Here is a 21,034-nt window from a genome sequence, read left to right as displayed (position 1 = left end):
CCGAACCCGGACCACCGGCCCCGTCCACGACACCCAAAAGCAACCCTGTTGCATTAGCGCCTCTCCATCCGTCATACTCATCCTAACGCAACCGAGTTGCATTAGCTTCTCGGAAGCCCAGCCGTCCACGTACACCACTCGACCCACCAGGGAGCGCCGCAGCCATGACCCGGGCAACGAACACCGTCACCCCGCCGACCCGCCCGCAGAACCCCCTGGAGTCCCCTCTTGTCCCCCAGCCGCAGCACTGCCACCACCGGCACCCGCACCGGCCGCCCCACCCAGCTCACACTGCGTAACGTCGCGAAGACCTACGCCGACCACCCGGTCCTCACCGACGTCTCACTGACCGTAAAACCCGGGGAGAGGGTCGGCATCGTCGGTGAGAACGGTTCCGGCAAGTCCACGCTGCTGCGCCTGATCGCCGGCCTGGAGACCCCCGACGACGGCACCGTGACCGTCACGAGCACCGGCGGCATCGGCCACCTCGGCCAGACCCTCGACCTGCCCGGCACCCACACCGTGCGGCAGGCCATCGACGCCGCCCTCGCCGACCTGCGCGCCATCGAGCGCCGACTGCGCGAGGTGGAGGCCGATCTGACCGAGGCGCGGCTGAGCGAGTACGGCGACCTGCTCTCCGCCTTCGAGGCGCGCGGCGGCTACGACGCCGACGCACGTACCGGCCGGGCGATCCAGGCCCTCGGTCTCGGCGCGATCCCGCCCGACCGCCGCCTCGACGCGCTCTCCGGCGGCGAACGCGCCCGCCTGGGCCTGGCCTGCCTGCTCGCCTCGGCCCCCGAGGTGATGCTGCTCGACGAGCCCACCAACCACCTCGACGCGACGTCCCTGACCTGGCTGGAGGATCGCCTGCGCGAACACCCCGGCACCGTCGTGGCGATCTCGCACGATCGCCTGTTCCTGGACCGGGTGGTCCGCGCGATCGTCGAGGTCGAGGCGGGCACCGTGACCCGATACGGCGGCGACTACACCGCCTACCACGCGGCGCGGCTCGCCGACCGCGCCCGCCGCGCGCAGGCGTACGCCGACTGGTGCCGCGAGATCCGCGAGGTCGAGGGCTTCGCCGCGACCACCGCGCACCGGGTCGCACCGGGACGGGCCGCCAAGGACAACAACAAGATGGCCTACGACCGCAATGCGGGCCGCGTGCAGAACTCGGTGGCGAGCCGGGTCCGCCAGGGCCGCGAACGGCTGCGCCGACTGCGGGCGAACCCGGTGATCGCACCGCCCGAACCGCTGCGCTTCAGCACCGGGATCCCCACCGGCGCGGCCTCGGGCGTGCTGATCGAGGCCCACGACGTCCGGGTCGCGGATCGCCTGGTCGTCCACGACCTCCGGATCGAGGCGGGCGATCGGCTGCTCGTCCAGGGCGCCAACGGCGCGGGCAAGACCACCCTCCTGCGGGTCCTGGCCGGTGTCCTGGAACCGGACACGGGCACCGTGCGCCGCCGCGGCCGGATCGGCCGGCTGGCCCAGGACCCGGTCTTCGCCGACCCGTCACGCACGGTGCTCGCCACCTACGCGGCCGGTCGCCCGGGCCATCTCGACGAGCACCGCGACCGACTGCTCGCCGGCGGCCTGCTGCCCGCCGAGACGTTCGGCACCCGGGTCGGCACGCTGTCCGTCGGCCAACGCCAACGCCTGGCCCTGGCACGGCTGTTGGACCGACCGGCCGACGTCCTGCTGCTGGACGAGCCGACCAACCACCTCTCCCCCACGCTGGTCGAGGAACTGGAGCGGGCGCTCGACGCCTACTCCGGCGCCCTGGTCGTGGTCTCCCACGACCGAACGTTGCGCGACCGGTTCATCGGCACCCGGATCCACCTGACCGAGGGAATGCTCGTATGACGACCCCCGACATCCGCGAACTCCCGGTCGCCGGGCCCGACTCCGGCCCCTACGCCATCGTCTCGGGCCCGGACGGCGCACTGTGGTTCACCCTCGTGCACGCCGGTCGCATCGGCCGAGTCGACCCGGCCGGGACACCCACCCTCCACGATCTCGGCGACCCCGGCTGCGGACCGACCGTGTTGGTCACCGGTCCCGACGACGCGCTGTGGTTCACCGAGTACAAGGCCCACCGGATCGGCCGGATCACCGTCGCCGGCGCGGTGACCCACTTCGACCTGCCCACCCCCGGATCCGGCCCGTTCGGGATCACCGCCGGCCCGGACGGCGCGCTGTGGTTCACCGAGACGGCCGCGAACCGCATCGGTCGGATCGACCCGACCGGCCGGGTCACCGGCTTCGCGCTGCCGATCGCGGACGCGTTCCCGTCCGCGATCACCACCGGCGCCGACGGCGCGTTGTGGTTCACGCTGAACGCCGCCGACGCGATCGGACGTATCACCACGAGCGGCGAGGTGAGCATCCACGCGCTGCCCACCAAGGGCGCGGCGCCGGTCGGAATCACGTCCGGCCCGGACGGCGCGCTGTGGTTCACCGAGATCGGCGCGGGTGCGATCGGCCGACTCGGCCCGAATAGGGAAATCACCGAATTCCCGCTGCCGGACCCGCAGTCCCGCCCGCACGCGGTGGCACTCGACACGGACGGCAACTGCTGGTTCACCGAATGGGGCGCCAATCGGGTGGGCCGACTCGCCGTGGAAGGCACACTGACGGAGTACGACTTGCCGACACCCGCGGCCGAACCGCACGGCCTCGCCCAGGGTGCGGACGGCGCGATCTGGGTCGCCCTGGAAATCGGCGCCCTGGCCCGGATCACCCCCTGACCGACGCCGAAAACCCGCTGGTGAGCGCGGATTCACGCGGTTACGGCGAAAGAGCCGGGCCCGTCCGACCGACCCACCCCCGCCCGTCCCGCACTCCCCTCGCGCGCCCCCGACCCGCGCCCGGAACGCGCCCGCGCATACGGGGGAATCACACCCGCGACTCACCGGCAAATAATGCAAACGCCCATAAAAAGTGCCTATGGTCGAAAGCACGGGGGCATCGTCGAGCCCGGCGATTGAAGTCACGATCAGGGAGCACCTGATGCTTACTCAACACATGCGCCAGTCCACGCCGGTTACGCCGACCCAGGCGGGTACCGTCGCGACGCTCATGATCGAGGAGGAGACGACCATCAGTGACGCGCCGCTGTTCGCGCCCGAGGACATCGGTGGCGGACTGCTGGTGCTCGGTCTGCTGCTCTCGCCGAAGCCCCCGAAGGAGCGCTAGGCCGGATCGGATGTCCGTGACATCACCGGTTCCGACGGGAAGTTGATCAGAACGATGCCCTTCGCCGAGACCTCGCCACACGAGGACTACACGGCGGCGGTCGAGCGAGTGGCAGGCCGTGCCCTCGGCGTCCTCATGGACGTCGAGGGCACGGTCGTGCCCGCCGGATTCGCCGCCACCGATTCCTGGGCGGCCGAACCGCACGACCGCGACGCCGACTTGCCCGGGCTGCGCGTCCTGGGCTCCGACGCGTTCGCCCCACACGTACTGCGCGGCACGCCGCTGCCGGCCGATCAGGCCGAGGCCGCCGCCCGCGCGTTCGACCTGTTCCCGCCCGACACGCTGGGCGCCTCGCCCGAGACCGCGTGGATCATCACCTGGCGCGACTGGGCCACGGCCCGCACGCTGACCCGCTTCGGCCTGGCCGTCGACGTCCCCCCGCCGGGCGACGGCGCGCAGGTCGCCGACGCGACGACCTGGCAGGCCTGGTCGGTGCGGATGGCCCAACTCTCCTCCCTGGCCCTGCCCGGCCTGGACGGCCCCATCCACGCCGCCGCCCGACGAAACGCCGACTCGCTGGCACGCGGGGTGGTGCGCGCGATGTTGCGCCGCGACTACCGCACCGCCGCCCGGATCGCCCGCTGGCTCGCCTTCGTGGCCGCCGACGGGGTCGCCTTCCCCTTGGAATTGGACCCGTTGTTGCGGCACGTCCGACTCTTCGGCGGCGGCAGCACCCGCACCGTGCTCGACACCCGCATCGCCCAGCACGTGACCGCACGGGAGGACTCATGACCGGGGGACTCGTCCGGGCGGACGTGCTCAAGACCGCCCACACGATCGGTTCGCGGGCGCTGCGCTGGCTGCACGAGAACGCGCGGTTCGGGCCGCTGCCCACGCACACCGTCGTCGACTTCAACGACCGCGACAGCGCGTACAAGCCGCTCGGCGAGACCGCGCTGGCCACCTCGCTGGTGCTGCGCGAGGGCGTCGCCGGGCCCGCCGACCTGGCCGCCGCGCGGGCGCTGATCGAGTTCGCCTGGGAGCAGTTCCGCGACGGGGACTTCCTCTACGAACGCCAGGTGCGACACCCGCTGCTGACCGACCCGCTGGAGACGTACGCGCACTTCGTGCGGGCGGGCATCCGGCACGAGCCGATGGACGCGCTGCTGGCGCACCTGTCCGGGCTGCGGTCGGTGCACGCGATCGAGATGATGCCCAACCGCCGCCTCGCGGTGGCCAACGCGAGCCGCGTCGCGGGGCTGACCCACCGGCCGGACTGGCCCGCGCTGGCCGCCGACTCGTGGCTGGGCATGACTCCCGAGCCGTGGGTGATCGACTGGATGACCGCGTACCACATGACGCACGCGGTGTTCCACATCACCGACTGGGGCGCGCATCCCGAACAGCTCCCGGCCGAGATCGCCGACTACCTGCGGGCATGGCTCCCGGTCTGGGTGGATGTGTGGGCCGAGGTCTTCCAGTACGACCTGGTGGGCGAGTTGCTGATCGTCGACGCGTGCCTGCCCGAGCCGGTGTGCGACGCGCAGGGCTGGGAGACACTCGCGGCGGCACAGCTTCCGAACGGGCTGCTGCCGCGCGACGCGGATCCGGTGGACGAGGACCCGCAACGCGCCTTCAAGGACCACGAGCACACGGCGGTGGTCGCGATCGTGGCCGGCACCATCACGTTGGCCCGTTCGCTGGGCAACACGCCCGCGCCCGCGCTCGGGTGAGCGACCCGAACGCGGCGCCGATCGCGCCGCTGCTGCGGGCCGTGCCGGCCGGGGGTGCGCTGGTCGTGGCCACCATCCGAGGCGGCGAGCAATCGGTGGTGTGTCGCGGTACGGCGGTGGACGCCGACTCGCGGTTCGAACTGGGCTCGGTGACCAAGACGTTCACCGCGCTGCTGCTCGCCGACGCGGTCGCGCGGGGCGAGGCGCGGCTGGACGACCCGCTGATCACCTACCTGCCGCCGGGCTCGCGGCCGCGCTGGTCGTCCGACATCACGCTGCTGCACCTGGCCACGCACACCTCGGGACTGCCGCGACTGCCGCGCGGTTCGCTGCGCTCGGCGCTGCCCGCGTGGTACACGAACCCCTACGCGGGCTACGACGAGAAGCGGCTGTTCGCGCTGCTCGGGCGGGCCCGGCCGCGCGGTCGACCGGGCACCCGGGTGTCCTACTCCAACCTGGGGGTGGGACTGCTCGGACACGCGCTCGCGCGCGCCGCCGGGCAGCCGTATCCCGATCTCGTGGTCACCCGGCTGGGTGTGCCGCTGGGCCTGACGATGACCACGTGCGACCCGAACGGGCCGCAGGTGACCGGTTATCTGCGCGGCCGGCCCCGGCCACCGTGGGAGATGCCGGGGCTGCCCGCGGCGGGAGCGCTGCGCAGCACCGGGACGGATCTGACCCGGTATCTGGCCGCGCACCTGGACCCGGCGACGGTACAACCCGCCTCGTTGGCCGAGGCGTTGGTCGAAGTGCGCCGGCCCCGATTGATCCCGCCGCACACCGGCGATCGGCTGTGCCTGGTCTGGAATCTGCGGGCCCGGCCCGGGTACGACCTGATCTTCCACGGCGGATCGACGCGCGGATTCACCGCCTTCGTCGGCTTCAGCCCGCAGGCCGGGGTCGCGCTGGCGGCACTGGTGAACACGGCGGCGGGACCGAGGGCGCCGTTCCTCCAGATCGCGTACGACGCGCTGGGCGAACTCGCCGCCGGGGCGATGGCGGATTGATCGGGTCCGGGCCCACGACGCGGCGGAGCCAGGGCGTGATCGTGGGCGTCCCGCCCGCACTCGCCGGCCGCACCCGCTGCCGCACTCGCCGGCCGCCGCGGCGGGTGCGGTGTGGGAATCGCCGCCGGGGGTCCGACCGGGGTCCCGGCGTGAGTCCGGCCGGGTCGGGAGGCTGTCCGGCCCGGCCGGATCCGCGTCTTCCCTGCGGCCATCCGATCCGATCCGATTCCGAGCCGGTTCTAAGGCCCTGTCCTGCGGATCTTGGTGGATCGGGCCGCGTCGTGAGCGCAGCGAGGAGCCCGAAGGGCGGATGCCGTGCATCGGCGTGCCGGCGAAGCAGCCGCATAGTGGTTTCCATTCGGCTGTTTCTCCGGTGCGGCGAGGCGCGGCACCGGACGACGCGGACCCACCGAGATCCGCCGGACAGGGCCTAATCCTCGGCGTCCAGCGAGTCGGCGATCGCACGGAGCCAGATCACCACCGCCTCGGCGCCCGGGTCGACGGTGCCGATCGCGCGGTCGCCGAGGTAGCTGCTGCGGCCTCGACGGGCGCTGTGCGTCGCGGTCTCCTCGGTGCCGGCCGCGGCCGCGTCGATCGCCTCGACCAGACTCGCGCCGCCGACCAGTGCCTCGCCGGCCGGCACCAGCGCGTCCAGCATGGTGCGGTCGCCGACCCGGGCGCCGCCCAGTTCGCCGATCGCCCGCGCGCCGGCGGCCAGTGCCTCGCGCCAACCGCGCGTTCCCGCGTCCTGCTCCACGGCGCCGGCCGCGCGCAGCAACAGCACCGAGTACAGCGGCCCGGACGTGCCGCCGAGCGCCCGGCGCACGGTGTCCGCGAGGCCGCGCAGCACGGCGGCCGGGGTGCCGCCGCCGTAGCCGGGCAACTCGCGCCCGATCGCCTCGGCTCCACGCGAGAGGCTGATGCCCAGGTCGCCGTCGCCGACGATCCGGTCCAGCTCGGTCAGGTGCGGTTCGGCCTCGACCAGCGCCGCACACACCGCCTCGATCGCGCGGGTCAGCTGCGTGGGTTCGGTCAGCGCGGTCCCCGCGTCGGCGGTGCCGGGTGCGGGTGCGGCCGGCAGCACGGTGACCTCACCCACCCGGCCGACCACCGGGGTGGGCCACGCGGGCGCCGAGGTGGCCGCGTCCAGGCGGGCGAGCCGGGCGTCGTCGACCCGGAGCAGGGACAACGACATGCCCGCCATCTCCAACGCGGTCAGGAACGAGCCGCGCCAGGCCCGTTCGAGCACCAGGCCGCGACCCGCCAGGTCCCGTACCGCGCCGCGCAGCACGATGTCCAACTCCATCGTGGGGGTGCCGCCGAGGTTGTTGACCAGCAACGCGACCCGGTCGCCGGCGGCCAGTGCGGTCTCCGCGACGATCCGGTCGAGCAGTTCGGTGACGAACTCGTCGGCGCGCGCGATCTTGTCCCGCCGCACGCCCGCCTCACCGTGGATGCCCAGGCCCAGCTCGACCTCGTCCTCGCCGAGCTCGAATCCCGGTCGGCCGGCCGCCGGCACCGTGCACGGGGTCAGCGCGACGCCCATCGTGCCCACCGCGCGCGCCGCCGCCTCGGCCTCGGCCTTGACCTCGGCCAGGCTCGCGCCGGCCTCCGCCGCCGCTCCCGCGACCTTGTGCACGAACACCGTCCCGGCGATCCCGCGCCGGCCCGCGGTGTCGTCGCCGGTCGCGAGCGCCACGTCGTCGGCGACCACGACCAGCTCCACCGCGATCCCCTCGGCCCGCGCCAACTCGGCGGCGAGCCCGAAGTTGAGCCGGTCCCCGGTGTACGACTTGACCACGAGCAACACGCCCGCCGACCCGGCGACGGTGCGGATCGCGGCCAGGATCGTGTCGGTGGACGGCGACGTGAACACGTCCCCCGACACGGCCGCGGTGAGCATCCCGGGCCCGACGTACCCCGCGTGCGCGGGTTCGTGGCCGGCACCTCCGCCGGAGATCACCGCCACCCGCCCGCTCTCCGCGTGGGCCCGGGCGTCCGCGCGCAGCGCGACGTTCTCCCCGGCCAGCAAGGCGATGCCGGGATTGGCCAGTGCCAACCCTTCGAGCATCTCGGGGACGACGTCGCGGGCGGCATTGATCAGCTTCTTCATGGCTGAATCTCTACCTGAATGCGCGCCGGACCAACCCCACCGGGGGGTCGCGGATCGCCGGCAACCGGACGGGCGGCACCCGCGTGTCCAGGACAGGGGGCCGACAGCACACGTGCCGATCCGGTCCCCAGGCACGGCCGGCCACCGCCGTGGCCGAACCGGCCGCCCGGCTCGTGGCGGAAGTGGTTCCTCCTCAGGACTTCCACCACGAGCCGGACTCCGCGCACCGAGCCCGGACGGGGATCGGCCCGGGCGACCGTACGCGTCCACCAGGCGGCGATCGGCGAGTCCACCGGGCCGGCGAACGTACGCGCCCGCCGAGCCCTCGCCGCGCACGAACCGTCCCGCACGAACCGTCCCGCACGACCTGCCCCGCGCGACGCGTCCCGCATGACCCGTCCCGCACGAACCGTCCCGACCGGCATGGACTCGTGCCGATTCGGTTCGACGCGGGATTCGCCTTCCGCGGCCGCCCCGGTGAGCGGACACTGCTGCGGTCGAGCACCTCTCCCCCACCCTGGGCCGGCCCGCACCGCCGCGCGGTCGGCCGGAGCGGAGAACGCCATGCCGAGGAACTCCACCCGCCGACCAGTGATCCGCGTGCTCGCCGGCGCGGCCCTGGCCCTGTCCCTGGCCCTCGCCGGCCCCGCCGTCGTACCGGCCGGTGCCGCCCCGGGTGTGCCGGACATCGGTCCCGACACCGCACCCGGGTTCGGCGTCCAGTGCGTCCAGGCGATCTACTACTCGACCGGCTTCAGCACGCACTACCCCGACCGGGTCTACGGCCCCGAGACCGCCGCCGACACCCGGCGGCTGGAACGCATCCTGGGCCTGCCCGAGGACGGCATCGTCGATCCGGTGGTGGGCGAGGTGATGTACCTGGTCATGGAGATCGGCTCCGGGCCCGGATCGTGGCACACGATCGGCTGCTGGGACGTGGTCCCCTCGCTGCACTGAACCACCGCGACGCCGCCGCGCGGGCCGGCGACCGGACCCGGCTCGCGCTACTCCGTGGACACCGGTGCGCGTACCTTCCGGGACGCGCCCGGTCGCGGTACGCCGTCCACCGCCACGCAGATCCCGTACACCCGGGCCTGCGAGGTCCAGCCGTTGGCGCGGCCCCGGTTGTTGCTGATCTGCACGCGCGCGCGGGCGCGATCCAGCGCGGAGACCAGATGCAGGTACATCTTCCCCGCGACCCGGGTCAGCACGATGTCCCCGATTTCGAGGCGGGCCGGGTCGACCGGCGCGACGGTCACGAGTTGGCGACTGCGGATAAGCGGGACCATGGAGGCCCCGCGCGGGCGAAACTCGACGGTGGCGCCGTGCGCCACCTTGGCGGCCATGCTGTCCATCATCCCCATCGCGGAACAGGATGACGGATGAACGCCTGGCCTGCCACGGGTTTTTTCTCGCCTCCGGGGCCGGCACCCGCCACCCCGACGAGTCGTCCGGAAGGTTCGCCCATGAGCACCCGTCAGCACCACTACCGATTCGCCCACGTGGTCTTCCGCTCGATCGCCCTGCGCAACGCGGCCGCGCTGCTCGCCGCGCCTCTCGACGAGTTGACCGCGCGTACGACGAACCTGTGGATCGGGGTGGGCAGCCGACTGCCCGAGGAACAGCGGCTGTCCGCCGAAGGTCTCGCGATGAACCACGTCCCGTTGGGCGCGGGTTCCGGGTTGCTGGTTCGCCTCCCGCCCGCGCTGTTCCCGCCGGAGGCACATTTCGCGCTCGTGCTGGGGCCGGATGTGGTGGGCGAGCCGCGCTACTTCGTGCTGGAGGAGAGCTTGGACGTGGTGACGCGGGAGCGGGCCACGGTCCTGGGCGCGTGGGACGAGGAAGCCCACCTGAACCTGGGTCCGGGTCCGGCCGCGGACCCGGACGCGTTCGTCTCGGCGGTCGCGGCGCGCTTGGCGTAGCGGTTTCGGGGGCGGCGCGGTTGGCGTGGCGGTACGGCGGGCGGCGCGCTTGGGGCGGTACGGCGCGGTGAGTGCGGCGCGTGTCCCGCTCAGCGTGCCGGACCGCGCCCGGGGCCGACGTCCGCGTTCCCGATCGCCCGCCACGGGCCGGTCAGGATCGCCCGGTCCGGCTCGGCCGTCAGGTGTGGCGCGCCGAGGGCCATCGCGGCGTGCAGCAGGGCGTGCGTCGCCCGCCTCCATGGTGCGGTCAACACCTCGTCGCCCTGTTCGTCGTCCTCGTCGTACTCGATCTCGAAGGCCGCCGGGCCGCCGCGTTCGCGCGCGGCGGCGCGTACCGCGCCGGAGACGACCAGGAAGCCACTGCCGATCGGCGACCCGAGCGCACTCGCGCCGGGGAAGGGTGGCCGGGGGGCCGGTACCGGAGGCGGAAGACCGACATGGCCGCCGCCACGCGGCAGGGCGTCGTGCTCCTCCGCCCCCGGCTGTCCCCCGCCTGGCGGTCGCGGCTCGGTCCGGGTCGGGACTGACACCCGTCACGCCGCGCCGGCGGCGGACAACCCGGTTGCCCGGAAAACCGCAGACCGGACACAATTGCGCGACCAGCGATCGACCCAGGGCGGCGGCGACGACCGCGGCGACCGCCCGTACCACCAGTGGGGGCAAGCGTGATCGAGACCAGCGCGATACTCGGAGTGAGCGCCGTCGCGCTCGGGATGGTGCTGACGCCCGGCCCGAACATGATGTACGTGACCTCGCGCAGCATCACCCAGGGGCGTCGGGCCGGCCTGGTGTCGCTGCTCGGTGTCGGGCTCGGCTTCCTGATCTACATGTCGATGGCCAACCTCGGCCTCTCCGCCGTGTTCATCGTCGTGCCCGAGCTGTACATGGCGGTCAAGATCGCCGGCGCGGCATACCTCGGCTGGCTCGCCTGGCAGGCGCTGCGGCCCGGTGGCGTCTCGGCGTTCAGTCCGCAGGAGCTCGCGCCGGACTCGAATCGGCGGCTGTTCACCATGGGCCTGCTGACGAACCTGCTGAACCCCAAGGCCGCGATCATGTACCTGTCGCTGATCCCCCAGTTCGTCGACCCGAACGCCGGGCACGTGCTGCTCCAAGGCTTCGCACTGGGCAGCATCCAGATCGTGATCAGCCTGACGGTGAACTCGATCCTGGTCCTTGCGGCCGGGTCCATCGCGGTGTTCCTGGCCCGGCGGCCGTCCTGGCTGCGCATCCAGCGCTACGTGATGGGCACGGTGCTCGGCGGGCTCGCGATCAAGCTGGCCACCGACCGGAGCCACCCGGCGACCGCCTGACACACAGCGAAACGAAGGAGCGGCATGCGGCTCGGCGAGTACGCGAGGTACGACGCGATCGGTCTGCGCGACCTGATCCGCGCCGGCGAGGTCACCTCGGCCGAGGTCGAGGAGGCCGCCCGGCAGGCGATCGAGGTCGCCGACGCCGCCGTGCACGGCCTCGCGCTGCCCGCCTTCGAGCCCGCGCTCGAACGCTCGCCCGACCCCGACGCCGCCTTGGCCGGCGTGCCGTTCCTGATCAAGGACACCGGGCCGGTCGCGGCGGGCGTCCCGTTCTTCCTGGGCAGCCGCGCCGTACCGGGCGTCGTCCCGCCGCACGACAGCGACCTGATGACCCGGTTCCGGGCCGCCGGTCTGGTCACCCTGGGACTGACCACCGCGCCCGAGATGGCGATCAGCTTCGCGACGGAGTCGGCCAAGTACGGCGTCACCCGCAATCCCTGGGACCTCGATCGTGGGGTCGGCGGCTCCAGCGGCGGCGCGGCGGCCCTGGTCGCGGCCGGCGCGGTACCGGTCGCGCACGCCACCGACGGCGCCGGCTCGATCCGCGTTCCGGCCTCGGCGTGCGGCCTGGTCGGGCTCAAGCCCAGCCGGGGACGTACCCCGTGCGGCCCGGACCTGGACGAGGCGTTCTTCGGGATCTCGCACAACTTCGCGCTCACCCGCACGGTCCGCGACGCCGCGCACCTCCTGGACGCGGTCGAGGGACCGGGCGTCGGCGACAAGTACACCGCGCCGCCGCCGCGTCGGCCCTATGCCACCGAACTCGGCGCGGACGTCGCGCCGTTGCGGATCGGCGTGACCACCCGGGCGTGGTCCGGCGTCCCGGTCGACGCCGAGGTGGCCCAGGCGGCCGAGTCGGTCGCCGCACTGCTCGCGGGACTGGGCCACCACGTCGACGACGCGAGCCCGACGGTCGACTGGGAAAGCGTGCTGAGCGGCCTGGTCCCGGAGGTGGTCGCCTTCATCGCGGCACCGCTCCTGGGCGCTCCGCGCGCACCGGATCCGAACAGGTTGGAAGCGGTCACCCGGCAGATCCTGCGCGACGCCGGGGACTTGAGCGCACTCGACCTGTTCGCCGCGTTCGGCGCGCACAACCGGGTCTCCCGCTCGGTGGGTACCTTCTTCACCGAGTACGACCTGCTGATCACCCCGACGCTGGGCCAACTCCCGGCGCCACACGGCACATTGGACTACGACGACCCGAAGCACTCGGTCCGCGGTTGGCTGGAGGCCATCTTCGCGTACGGCCCGTTCACCGTCGTCTTCAACATCACCGGCCAACCCGCCCTCAGCCTGCCCCTGGCCCAAAGCAGCTCGGGACTACCGATCGGCGTGCAACTGGTTGCCCCCTACGGCCGCGAGGACACCCTCTTCCGCCTCGCCGGCCTCCTCGAACAAGCCCTCCCCTGGCACCACCGCACACCCCCGACCTTCGTCGACGAATAGCCCCCAACTCCAGCTCCGGATAAGGAGGCGGCAGCACGATCCGTTCCGCCGGGTCGACTTCCGCACGGGCCCGATGGACGGGGTGGCCTTCGCGATCGAGCCCCGGCAGCGTATGCACCACGGCCTTGCCGAAGTCACGATCGATGAGCAGACAGACGGGAATGTCGGCCCGTGCGTACGTCCGGGGTGATGCGTTTGTGGGCCATGTCGCGGACGTCGTGCGGGAGTTCCGCTATGTCGAGGAGCCGGGGCAGCAGGTCGGGTTCGAGGGTCAGGGCTCGGAAGCAGATGCCGATGGTGACGTCGTGGGACGGGCGGGACACGATCGTGATCGGGGCTCCCGGGTGCACCTCGCCCGGTTCGATCACGCGCAGGTAGGTGCCCGGGAGAGCCCGTTCGGTGAATCGCCGCACCCATCGCCGCTCGTCCAACCAGTGCGCGAAGGTCGCGCACGGGATGCGCGGGACGGAGACCTCCAACAGCGGACCCGCCTCGCCCACGCGCCAGCGCTCGCCGATCAGCGCGGCCTCCAGGTCCAGGCCGGACGTGGTGAGGTTCTCCCCGAAGCCGCCGTTGCCCAGTTCGCGGCCGAACTCGCGGGCCCACATGTCCAGGTTCTCCCGCGCGTACGCGTAGACGGCCTGATCGTCGCCGCCGTGGTGCCGTCGGTCGTACACCCCGTCGCCGACCAGTCCGCTGCCCAGTCCCGAATCCTTGGGGCCGGGTGCGCGCACGGCGACCGGGCGGTCGACCGGCCGCTTGTCGATCCCCGTCGTGGTGACGTCGGACTTCGTCGGGTTGGGTCGGGGGTGGGCCAGGTTGACGGAGATCACATGCGGCATACCGGCAGGCTACCGGGCCGGCTCGCGAAGGCGCCGGCGAGCCGATTCACCGCCGAATCCCGGCAATTGCGCCCTCGATCACCGCGTATCCCGGGCCGAACTCGGGCAAACACCAGTTATCGGCGCCCTCGGGGACGCCGAGGCCCGGGCGCCCGGGCTTCAGGGAGGGACCACGGCATGAGTTCGCTGTCGAACACCATCAAGAAGATCCAGGGATACATCCGGCGCAATCCGCGCCAGGTCGAGCAGGGCCGTCGGCTCGTGCGGGACCGACTCGCCCGCCGCCGCGGTGGTCGTGGCGGCAGTGGCGGCACCGGCTCGGGCAACCCGCCCACCGGCACCGGCTGACCCGTCGCCCCGGGACGAACTCACGTCGCTCACCCGCGAATTCGAAGCGCGCTTGCCCGGCCCGGCCACACCGACGCCGGCGCCCCACCCCAGGCCGCACGGCGAACTCCGGGACGCCCGGCCCTCGTCCGGTCCCATCCCACCTCACCCGAAACCCGCCCACGGGTCGGCCTGCCCGCAACAGACAGGCCCGCAGGCGGGTTTCGGCGTGGCGGCGATCGGGCGTCGGGACACCTAGGCGATCAGCGTGCGCTTCGCCCGGACCACGCAGAACTCGTTGCCCTCCGGGTCGGCGAGTACCGTCCACGATTCCGTGCCGGTCTGGCCGACGTCCACGCGGCGTGCGCCGAGTGCGATCACCCGCTCGATCTCCGCCTCCCGTTCGCCGGGGCCCGCTCCGGGGGTCAGGTCCAGGTGCAGTCGGTTCTTGGTCTTCTTCACGTCCGTCACCGGCATGAAGCAGATCCCGATCGGTGCTTCCGGCTCGGTCCCGATGACCACTTCGCGTTCGCGCTCCGACAACACCTCCCACCCCAACACCTGGGCCCAGAAACGAGCGAGTCCCGGCAGGTCGTGTGCGTCGATGACGATGTGGTGCAGCGAAATGGCCATGCCCGCCATTGTGCGACCCCGAATCGATCGCCCCAAAGGATTTACCGGCCGCGTCGGATCGGCCGAACGGCCCAGGCCCACGGCGAACCGCCAACCGCCCGACCGCCGCGAACCGCGAGCCGCGAGCCGCAGTCCATCACCCGTGGTCGATCACGACGTTCCCCACGAACCCACCCTTGCGGTAGTAACGCAACGCCTCCGGAACCTCGTCGAAGCCGAACTCCCGGTGCACGCACGGCCGCAGCCGCCACATGTCCACCGCCCTGTTCAGCGCCTCGAACTGTGCCCGACTGCCCACCGCGAGCGGACGCAGCACCACGCCCGCGTTGAACAGCATGGCCGGCGACGGCGACGCGTCGGGCGCGTCCGACCCCAACCAGTGGCCGACGAAGGCGATCTCGCCGCCGAGCGCCGTCGCGGCCAGGGACTGGGTCAGATTCCCCGCGACGTCCACGACCCGGTCCACCCCGCGCCCGCCGGTCACCCGCCGTACCTCCTCGCCCCAGCGCGGGTGCTCCCGGTAGTCGACCACCTCGTCCGCGCCCGACGCGCGCAGTCGTTCCGCCTTCTCCGGGCTCGACGTGGTGGCGATCACCCGCGCACCCGACGCCTTGGCGAGCTGTACCGCGAACAGGGACACGGCTCCCGTGCCGAGCGTCAGCACGCTCTCGCCCGGCACCGGCGGTCGGCCACCGGTCAGCGCGTTCCACGCGGTGACCGCGGTGAGCGGGAGGGTGGCGGCCTCCGCGAACGACAGGTGCGCCGGGATGTGTACCAGCGCCCGCTCGCCGACCAGGGCGAACTCGGTGAGCATGCCGTTGCGCGAACTACCGAGCTGCGCCGCGTGGTCCAGGGCGAACGGCCCGTCGATCCAGTCCGGGAACACGGTCGCCGCCACCCGGTCGCCGACCCGGGCCCGGGTGACGCCCGCCCCGATCGCGACCACCTCGCCGACCCCGGCGCACCCGGGAACGACGTCGGGCGACACCGGCAGCGGATAGTCGCCGTCCAGCACCAGCAGTTCGCGCATGCTCAGCGAGGTCGCCCTGACCCGGAGCAACACCTGCCCGGGCGCGGGGTCCGGCTCGTCGTGCGCACGGAGGGTGACACCGTCGATACCGGCGCCGGGTGTCAGGTGGTAGCTCTTCATCGCGTTGTGCCTCTCTCGACCGATCACGAACCGCCCCGTTCGGCGGCCGTGGGAAGGATCCTGCGACAGGCGCCCGAGCCCGGCAATTCCCGCCGGGGAATTGCCGGCGATACCTCCGAGTGCCTAGAACTGCCCTCATGAGCACGATGACCCACGGTCCGGACTTCCCCGCCGAGCTGCGGCGCTGGCGTACCGCCCGGCGGCTGAGCCAACTGGAACTCGCCGCCCGCGCGGACACCACCCAGCGCCACCTCAGCTTCATCGAGAGCGGCCGATCGCGTCCCGGCCGCACCATGATCATCCGCCTCGCCGAATCGCTCGGCCTGTCCCTGCGCGAGCGCAACGCACTGCTGCACACCGCCGGGTACGCGCCGGTCTTCCCCGAATCGGACCTGGACGCACCGATGTTGCGCCCGGTGCGCGAGGCGCTGCGCGCGGTGTTGGACGGCCACCTGCCCTACCCGGCGATGGTGCTGCGCCCGTACGGGCAGATCGTCGCCGCCAACACGGCGATCGACGTGCTGACCGAGGGGGCGTCACCGGAGTTGCTCCGGGAGCCGATGAACATGCTGCGCCTGATGCTGCATCCCGAGGGCATGGCGCCACGTGTGGCGAACCTCGACGCCTGGGGGCATCACGTCCTGGAGAACATGCGCGCACAGGCGCTGCGCAGCCCGGACCCGCTGCTCGACGCGTTCATCGAGGAACTGCGCGGCTATGTCCCGGACGCCCGACTGGGCCCCGACCACCTGGGCTTCGCGGTCCCGCTGCGGCTGCGCGACCCGGAGGAAGGCCCGGGCGAGTTGCGGCTGCTGACCACGTTGACGTCCTTCGCGACGGCCACCGACATCACGCTGGCCGAACTGCACCTGGAGGCGTTCCTGCCGGCCGACGAGGCCACCGCCACAGCGCTGCGCGGCCGCGCGGCCGAACGGTCCTGACCCGCCCCCATCATGCCGCCGCCGAGCCGGCACGCCCCCGACAACGCGAAACCGCCCTGCCGTCCCGGGACCGGGACGGCAGGGCGGTGGCGGCGCGATCGCGCGAAGGCGTCCGGACTCAGAAGTCCTCGTCGAACGACACCGAGCCGGTGACCGCGACCTGGTAGGCCGAGACCCGCCGCTCGAAGAAGTTCGAGAGTTCCTGCACGTCCTGCAGTTCCATGAAGCCGAACGGGTTCGCCGAGCCGTACACCGGTGCCATGCCCAACTGGGCCAGCCGGCGGTCGGCCACGTGCTCCAGGTAGGAGCGCATGTCGGCGACCGTCATCCCGGACACGCCGCCCTGGAGCAGGTCCTCGGCGAACGCCGTCTCCGCCTCGACCGCCTCGGCGAGCATCCGCCGTACGTCCTCGGCGAGCTCGTCGTCGAACAGGTCGGGCTCCTCGGCCCGCACCGTCTCGACCACGGAGAACGCGAAGTCCATGTGCGCGGACTCGTCGCGGAACACCCAGTTGGTGCCCGAGGCAAGGCCGTTGAGCAGACCGCGCGAGCGCAGGAAGTACACGTACGCGAAGGCGCCGTAGAAGAACAGACCCTCGATGCACGCCGCGAAGCAGATCAGGTTGAGCAGGAACTGCCGCCGGTCGTCCCGCGATTCGAGCCGGTCCAGGCCCATCGCCGAGTCGATCCAGCGGAAGCAGAACTCCGCCTTGCGCCGGATCGAGGGGATGTGCTCGACCGCGGCGAACGCCTGCTCGCGCTCCTCGTGGTCGGGCATGTAGGTGTCCAGCAGGGTCAGGTAGAACTGCACATGGACGGCCTCTTCGAAGAGTTGCCGCGACAGATACAGCCGGCCCTCGGGCGAGTTGATGTGCCGGTACAGGTTCAGCACCAGGTTGTTCGCCACGATCGTGTCACCGGTCGCGAAGAACGCGACCAGGCGCTGCACGAGGTGTCGTTCGGCCGGGCTGAGCTTGTCCAGGTCGGCGAGGTCGCTGTGCAGGTCGACCTCTTCGACCGTCCAGGTGTTGCGGATCGCCGCGCGGTACTTCTCGTAGAAGTCCGGGTACTGCATCGGGCGCAGCGTGAGGTTCATTCCGGGATCGAGCAGGCTCACGTGCACGCCTCACAGGCTTCGGGGTTCTCCAGCGAGCAGGCGATGACCTCGAGGTCCGAGATCTCCTCGACGGGCGCGGCCGAGGCCTGCGCCGGCACGGTCGCCTGCTGGATCCGCGTCGCGGGGCGCGAGCGCAGGTAGTACGTGGTCTTGAGGCCGGTGGACCACGCGTAGCGGTACATCGAGGACAGCTTGCCGATGGTCGGGTCGGCCATGAACAGGTTCAGCGACTGCGACTGGTCGATGTACGGCGAGCGGGCCGCCGCCAGGTCGATCAGCGCACGCTGCGGAAGCTCCCACGCGGTGCGGTACAACTCCCGCACGTCCTCCGGGAGTTCGGCGATGCTTTGGACCGAGCCCTCGGCGCGCTTGATCCGGTCGCGGACCGCGGGGGTCCACAGGCCGCGGGCCTTGAGCTCGCGCACCAGGTAGGCGTTGATCTGGAGGAACTCGCCGGACAACGTCTCGCGCTTGAACAGGTTCGACACCTGCGGCTCGATGCACTCGTAGGCACCGGCGATCGAGGCGATGGTCGCGGTCGGCGCGATCGCCACGAGCAGCGAGTTGCGCAGGCCGTGCTCGGCGACCCGGTCGCGCAGCGCGTCCCAGCGCTTGGTCTGGGTCGGGTACACGCCCTCCCACAGGTCCGGCTGGAGCCGGCCGCGCGCGGCGTGCGTCTCGGCGTAGGCCGGGTGCGGGCCGTGCGCCTCGGCGAGCGCCGAGGAGGTCTCCAGCGCGGTCAGGTAGATCTCCTCGGAGATCAGCGTGGACAACTCGCGCGCCTCGACCGAGTCGAACGGCATGCCGAGCGTGAAGAACACGTCCTGCAGGCCCATCAGGCCCAGGCCCACCGGGCGCCACCGCGGGTTGGACGCCGCGGCCTGGTCGGTCGGGTAGTAGTTGATGTCGATCACGCGGTCCAGGAAGACCACCGCGGTGCGCACCGTCGCGCGCAGCTTGTCCCAGTCCATGCCCTCGCCGGCGATCACGTGCGCGCCGAGGTTGACCGAGCCGAGGTTGCACACGGCGGTCTCGCCGTCGCTGGTCACCTCGAGGATCTCGGTGCACAGGTTGGACAGGTGCACCACGTTGCCGGGCTCCGCGGCCTGGTTGCAGGTGCGGTTGGCGGCGTCCTTGAAGGTCATCCAGCCGTTGCCGGTCTGCGCGAGCGTGCGCATCATCCGGGCGTAGAGGTCGCGCGCGGGCATCTGCCGGACGAACCGGCCGTCCCGCTCGGCGGCTTCGTACACCTTGTCGAACTCGGCGCCCCACAGGTCGGGCAGTTCGGGCAGCTCGTTCGGGTCGAACAGCGACCAGACGCCGTCCTCCTCGACCCGGCGCATGAACAGGTCCGGCACCCAGTTGGCCAGGTTGAGGTTGTGCGTGCGGCGCGCGTCCTCACCGGTGTTCTCGCGCAGTTCGAGGAACTCCAGGATGTCCGGGTGCCAGGTCTCCAGGTACACGCAGGCCGCGCCCTTGCGCCGGCCGCCCTGGTTGACCGCGGCCACCGACGAGTCGAGCGTCTTGAGCCACGGCACGATGCCGTTGGAGTGCCCGTTGGTGCCGCGGATCAGCGAGCCGCGCGAACGCACCCGCGACCACGCCACGCCGATGCCGCCGGCGAACTTCGACAGTCGGGCGATCCGCCCGTACATGTCGTAGATCGACTCCAGCTCGTCCTTGGGCGAGTCGAGCAGGTAGCACGAGGACATCTGGGTGTGCACGGTGCCGGAGTTGAACAGCGTCGGCGAGCTGGGCAGGTAGGCGAGCGAGGACATCAGCCGGTAGAAGCCGATCGCCTCGCCGGGCTCCTGGGCCAGGCCGCACGCCACGCGCAGCAGGAAGTGCTGCGGGGTCTCGACCACCTTGCGCGAGACCGGGTGGCGCAACAGGTAGCGGTCGTACACGGTGCGCAGGCCGAAGTACTCGAACCGCCGGTCGCCGTCGACGTCCACGGCGGCGTCCAACTCGGCGGCGTGCTCGGCGACGAACGCCGCGGTCTCCGCGCCGATGACGCCCTCGCGCCGGCCGAGCGCGATGCCCGCGCTGAACGAGGTGACCCCCGCGTCGAGGGCCTCGTCCGCGATCCGGCCGGCGAGCAGGCGCGCGGCGAGCCGCGAGTAGGCGGGCTCCTCCGCGATCAGCTCGGCGGCGGTACGCACCGCCAGGTCCGCGGCCGCTCCCTTGTCCGCGCCCTCGTTGAGACCCGCGACGACCCGGCGGACGACCCGATCCGGATCGACCTCCGGCAGATCGCGCGCCTGGGTGCGCACCAGGGTAGCCAGTTGGTCCTCGGGGCTTTCGTCGATCCGCATCCGGGTCGCGCCCACGCTGTCCACAACGGTCACGTGCTCTCTCCTCGCGAGCTCGTACGTACAGTGACCCCGCGCCCGAAGGCGCGGACAGCCGGCAGGTATTCGGACTCGCGGGCATGCCGGGGCGCCACCGGGCACGATGTGCTCGGCGGGCCGCGGAGTTCCCCGTGGTCGTCGCGCGCCGAACCCCTCCGGGCGTTCGGCGCCGCAGGACGACATTCGTTCCCGCTTACCGCTGCGGGGGCAGTCCCGGCTTCACACCGGGTTCCCTCTTGCGTCGCCTTTCCGTTTGAACCGGAACGGCGAACCAGCTGCGTCGCAGAGCATATATGTAGTGGCGGGGTGGTCGTCGCACCCCCAGGTGTTGTGTCGTGTCGCGATTCCCGACGTACCACGATTTCGGCCGGGACGGGCCCACTCCCGGCGGCGATGCCGTCCACACCGGGTGTCGCGGCGCCTCCCGAGCCGAGCGGAATCGTCTCCTCCCGGCGTACGCCCGGCATGACGGTACTCGCGCGCGGGCCGCCGAATGGCTGCACGACACGCCGGCGTTGTGCGCGGCGCGCGTCGCCGAGCCCCTGTCGAACGTGGTGTCCGGGCGTCGAGGGAAAGACCTTCGCGGGGCGGCCGAGCGGGCGAGGGCGAGGCATTGGGAGCGTACGGTCGGCCGCGGGGCGTGCCTGGCATGTACGGCGTCCGACGGGCGGGTCGGCGAGGCGGGAGCCGGGCGTGTCGGCGGGTGCCTCCGGCGGCCGGTGTGGGCTGCCTCGGAGGTGGCCTCGGCGGCGTCCTCAGGGGCGGCCGGTGCGGGGGCCGGCCCCGGATGGGCGCGCGTGTCGCGCCGGGCGGTCGGGGCATCGGTCCACCGGCCGGGGTACCTCCCGGCCCGAGTCGCGCCACTCCGCGACCAACGCCTCGTACACGGGTGTCTCGAACGCCTCGGTGGGCCACGGCCCGAACGGGGCCCGCAGGATCTC

Annotated in this window: 20 protein-coding genes and 1 riboswitch; of the genes, 12 read left to right on the top strand and 8 right to left on the bottom strand. The window is 72.3% G+C overall.

Annotated elements, in window-relative coordinates; all coding sequences use genetic code 11:
* The first annotated feature begins 228 nt into the window (after nt 1-228).
* The 6 genes from abc-f (at nt 229) to ACIRL2_RS04480 (ending at nt 5,938) form a co-directional block, all read left to right on the top strand.
* Entirely contained in the window at nt 229-1,866 is a 1,638-nt protein-coding gene (gene abc-f, locus ACIRL2_RS04505; protein WP_402230093.1) for a ribosomal protection-like ABC-F family protein, read from the top strand.
* On the top strand, nt 1,863-2,750 hold the full coding sequence (locus ACIRL2_RS04500) for a virginiamycin B lyase (RefSeq protein WP_395868257.1): 888 nt from the start codon (nt 1,863-1,865) through the stop codon (nt 2,748-2,750). Before abc-f ends, ACIRL2_RS04500 begins: the two co-directional genes overlap by 4 nt.
* A 262-nt stretch (nt 2,751-3,012) precedes the next feature.
* Nucleotides 3,013-3,198 (top strand): hypothetical protein, encoded by a 186-nt coding sequence (locus ACIRL2_RS04495; protein ID WP_395868259.1) that lies wholly within the window; start codon nt 3,013-3,015, stop codon nt 3,196-3,198.
* Nucleotides 3,199-3,252: 54 nt separating this feature from the next.
* Nucleotides 3,253-3,990: a hypothetical protein gene (locus ACIRL2_RS04490; protein WP_395868260.1), complete on the top strand. Its 738-nt coding sequence runs from the start codon at nt 3,253-3,255 to the stop codon at nt 3,988-3,990.
* Nucleotides 3,987-4,931 (top strand): DUF6895 family protein, encoded by a 945-nt coding sequence (locus ACIRL2_RS04485; RefSeq protein ID WP_395868262.1) that lies wholly within the window; start codon nt 3,987-3,989, stop codon nt 4,929-4,931. Before ACIRL2_RS04490 ends, ACIRL2_RS04485 begins: the two co-directional genes overlap by 4 nt.
* Nucleotides 4,928-5,938 carry a serine hydrolase domain-containing protein gene (locus tag ACIRL2_RS04480; protein WP_395868264.1) on the top strand — a complete coding sequence of 337 codons (1,011 nt, stop codon included), beginning with the start codon at nt 4,928-4,930 and terminating at the stop codon, nt 5,936-5,938. The genes ACIRL2_RS04485 and ACIRL2_RS04480 overlap by 4 nt, the downstream gene beginning before the upstream one ends.
* A 430-nt stretch (nt 5,939-6,368) precedes the next feature.
* On the opposite strand, the gene ACIRL2_RS04475 is transcribed toward ACIRL2_RS04480, so the two are convergent.
* Complete coding sequence (locus ACIRL2_RS04475) at nt 6,369-8,051, bottom strand: dihydroxyacetone kinase family protein (RefSeq protein WP_395868266.1); 1,683 nt, start codon at nt 8,049-8,051, stop codon at nt 6,369-6,371.
* Nucleotides 8,052-8,615: 564 nt separating this feature from the next.
* On the opposite strand from ACIRL2_RS04475, the gene ACIRL2_RS04470 reads away from it, so the two are divergent.
* Entirely contained in the window at nt 8,616-9,008 is a 393-nt protein-coding gene (locus ACIRL2_RS04470) for a peptidoglycan-binding protein (protein ID WP_395868268.1), read from the top strand.
* Between the two features lie 47 nt (nt 9,009-9,055).
* On the opposite strand, the gene ACIRL2_RS04465 is transcribed toward ACIRL2_RS04470, so the two are convergent.
* Nucleotides 9,056-9,397: a S26 family signal peptidase gene (locus ACIRL2_RS04465; RefSeq protein WP_395868270.1), complete on the bottom strand. Its 342-nt coding sequence runs from the start codon at nt 9,395-9,397 to the stop codon at nt 9,056-9,058.
* 120 nt (nt 9,398-9,517) lie between these two features.
* On the opposite strand from ACIRL2_RS04465, the gene ACIRL2_RS04460 reads away from it, so the two are divergent.
* Nucleotides 9,518-9,973: a hypothetical protein gene (locus tag ACIRL2_RS04460; RefSeq protein WP_402230088.1), complete on the top strand. Its 456-nt coding sequence runs from the start codon at nt 9,518-9,520 to the stop codon at nt 9,971-9,973.
* 89 nt (nt 9,974-10,062) lie between these two features.
* Here the strand turns inward: ACIRL2_RS04460 and ACIRL2_RS04455 are convergent, their stop codons facing one another.
* Nucleotides 10,063-10,503, bottom strand: a complete 441-nt coding sequence (locus ACIRL2_RS04455; protein ID WP_402230085.1) for a hypothetical protein — start codon at nt 10,501-10,503, stop codon at nt 10,063-10,065.
* A gap of 135 nt (nt 10,504-10,638) precedes the next feature.
* Here ACIRL2_RS04455 and ACIRL2_RS04450 point away from each other — a divergent pair, with 135 nt between their 5' ends.
* A complete protein-coding gene (locus ACIRL2_RS04450; protein WP_395868276.1) occupies nt 10,639-11,283 on the top strand; it encodes a LysE family translocator in 645 nt (214 codons plus the stop codon).
* Between the two features lie 24 nt (nt 11,284-11,307).
* Nucleotides 11,308-12,732, top strand: a complete 1,425-nt coding sequence (locus ACIRL2_RS04445) for an amidase (RefSeq protein ID WP_402230083.1) — start codon at nt 11,308-11,310, stop codon at nt 12,730-12,732.
* Nucleotides 12,733-12,866: 134 nt separating this feature from the next.
* Here the strand turns inward: ACIRL2_RS04445 and ACIRL2_RS04440 are convergent, their stop codons facing one another.
* The gene (locus ACIRL2_RS04440) at nt 12,867-13,574 is read right to left on the bottom strand and encodes an MOSC domain-containing protein (protein WP_402230080.1); all 708 of its coding nucleotides are present in this window, start codon (nt 13,572-13,574) and stop codon (nt 12,867-12,869) included.
* Between the two features lie 177 nt (nt 13,575-13,751).
* On the opposite strand from ACIRL2_RS04440, the gene ACIRL2_RS04435 reads away from it, so the two are divergent.
* The gene (locus tag ACIRL2_RS04435) at nt 13,752-13,922 is read left to right on the top strand and encodes a hypothetical protein (protein WP_395868282.1); all 171 of its coding nucleotides are present in this window, start codon (nt 13,752-13,754) and stop codon (nt 13,920-13,922) included.
* A 234-nt stretch (nt 13,923-14,156) separates the two neighbouring features.
* Here the strand turns inward: ACIRL2_RS04435 and ACIRL2_RS04430 are convergent, their stop codons facing one another.
* Nucleotides 14,157-14,534, bottom strand: a complete 378-nt coding sequence (locus ACIRL2_RS04430) for a VOC family protein (protein ID WP_395868284.1) — start codon at nt 14,532-14,534, stop codon at nt 14,157-14,159.
* A gap of 136 nt (nt 14,535-14,670) precedes the next feature.
* Nucleotides 14,671-15,684 carry an NAD(P)-dependent alcohol dehydrogenase gene (locus tag ACIRL2_RS04425; RefSeq protein WP_402230077.1) on the bottom strand — a complete coding sequence of 338 codons (1,014 nt, stop codon included), beginning with the start codon at nt 15,682-15,684 and terminating at the stop codon, nt 14,671-14,673.
* A 137-nt stretch (nt 15,685-15,821) separates the two neighbouring features.
* Between ACIRL2_RS04425 and ACIRL2_RS04420 the strand changes: the two genes are divergently transcribed.
* Nucleotides 15,822-16,625 carry a helix-turn-helix domain-containing protein gene (locus ACIRL2_RS04420; RefSeq protein WP_395868288.1) on the top strand — a complete coding sequence of 268 codons (804 nt, stop codon included), beginning with the start codon at nt 15,822-15,824 and terminating at the stop codon, nt 16,623-16,625.
* Nucleotides 16,626-16,743: 118 nt separating this feature from the next.
* On the opposite strand, the gene ACIRL2_RS04415 is transcribed toward ACIRL2_RS04420, so the two are convergent.
* Together ACIRL2_RS04415 and ACIRL2_RS04410 are read right to left on the bottom strand one after the other, a co-directional pair.
* Nucleotides 16,744-17,721: a ribonucleotide-diphosphate reductase subunit beta gene (locus ACIRL2_RS04415; RefSeq protein WP_395868441.1), complete on the bottom strand. Its 978-nt coding sequence runs from the start codon at nt 17,719-17,721 to the stop codon at nt 16,744-16,746.
* Between the two features lie 17 nt (nt 17,722-17,738).
* Complete coding sequence (locus tag ACIRL2_RS04410) at nt 17,739-20,057, bottom strand: ribonucleoside-diphosphate reductase subunit alpha (protein ID WP_395868443.1); 2,319 nt, start codon at nt 20,055-20,057, stop codon at nt 17,739-17,741.
* A 75-nt stretch (nt 20,058-20,132) separates the two neighbouring features.
* Nucleotides 20,133-20,384: riboswitch (cobalamin riboswitch) on the bottom strand.
* Between the last annotated feature and the right edge of the window lie 650 nt (nt 20,385-21,034).

The organism is Embleya sp. NPDC127516, from assembly GCF_044765325.1.
Taxonomy (GTDB): domain Bacteria; phylum Actinomycetota; class Actinomycetes; order Streptomycetales; family Streptomycetaceae; genus Embleya.
This window is presented reverse-complemented; position numbering and strand designations above follow the sequence as displayed.

Bases quoted from the DNA above. Each gene is read 5' to 3' on its own strand.
- ACIRL2_RS04500 (WP_395868257.1), top strand. From the start codon at position 1,863: ATGACGACCCCCGACATCCGCGAACTCCCGGTCGCCGGGCCCGACTCC.
- ACIRL2_RS04495 (WP_395868259.1), top strand. From the start codon at position 3,013: ATGCTTACTCAACACATGCGCCAGTCCACGCCGGTTACGCCGACCCAG.
- ACIRL2_RS04490 (WP_395868260.1), top strand. From the start codon at position 3,253: ATGCCCTTCGCCGAGACCTCGCCACACGAGGACTACACGGCGGCGGTC.
- ACIRL2_RS04485 (WP_395868262.1), top strand. From the start codon at position 3,987: ATGACCGGGGGACTCGTCCGGGCGGACGTGCTCAAGACCGCCCACACG.
- ACIRL2_RS04475 (WP_395868266.1), bottom strand. From the start codon at position 8,051: ATGAAGAAGCTGATCAATGCCGCCCGCGACGTCGTCCCCGAGATGCTC.
- ACIRL2_RS04470 (WP_395868268.1), top strand. From the start codon at position 8,616: ATGCCGAGGAACTCCACCCGCCGACCAGTGATCCGCGTGCTCGCCGGC.
- ACIRL2_RS04465 (WP_395868270.1), bottom strand. From the start codon at position 9,397: ATGGCCGCCAAGGTGGCGCACGGCGCCACCGTCGAGTTTCGCCCGCGC.
- ACIRL2_RS04460 (WP_402230088.1), top strand. From the start codon at position 9,518: ATGAGCACCCGTCAGCACCACTACCGATTCGCCCACGTGGTCTTCCGC.
- ACIRL2_RS04445 (WP_402230083.1), top strand. From the start codon at position 11,308: ATGCGGCTCGGCGAGTACGCGAGGTACGACGCGATCGGTCTGCGCGAC.
- ACIRL2_RS04440 (WP_402230080.1), bottom strand. From the start codon at position 13,574: ATGCCGCATGTGATCTCCGTCAACCTGGCCCACCCCCGACCCAACCCG.
- ACIRL2_RS04435 (WP_395868282.1), top strand. From the start codon at position 13,752: ATGAGTTCGCTGTCGAACACCATCAAGAAGATCCAGGGATACATCCGG.
- ACIRL2_RS04430 (WP_395868284.1), bottom strand. From the start codon at position 14,534: ATGGCCATTTCGCTGCACCACATCGTCATCGACGCACACGACCTGCCG.
- ACIRL2_RS04425 (WP_402230077.1), bottom strand. From the start codon at position 15,684: ATGAAGAGCTACCACCTGACACCCGGCGCCGGTATCGACGGTGTCACC.
- ACIRL2_RS04420 (WP_395868288.1), top strand. From the start codon at position 15,822: ATGAGCACGATGACCCACGGTCCGGACTTCCCCGCCGAGCTGCGGCGC.
- ACIRL2_RS04415 (WP_395868441.1), bottom strand. From the start codon at position 17,721: ATGAACCTCACGCTGCGCCCGATGCAGTACCCGGACTTCTACGAGAAG.
- ACIRL2_RS04410 (WP_395868443.1), bottom strand. From the start codon at position 20,057: ATGCGGATCGACGAAAGCCCCGAGGACCAACTGGCTACCCTGGTGCGC.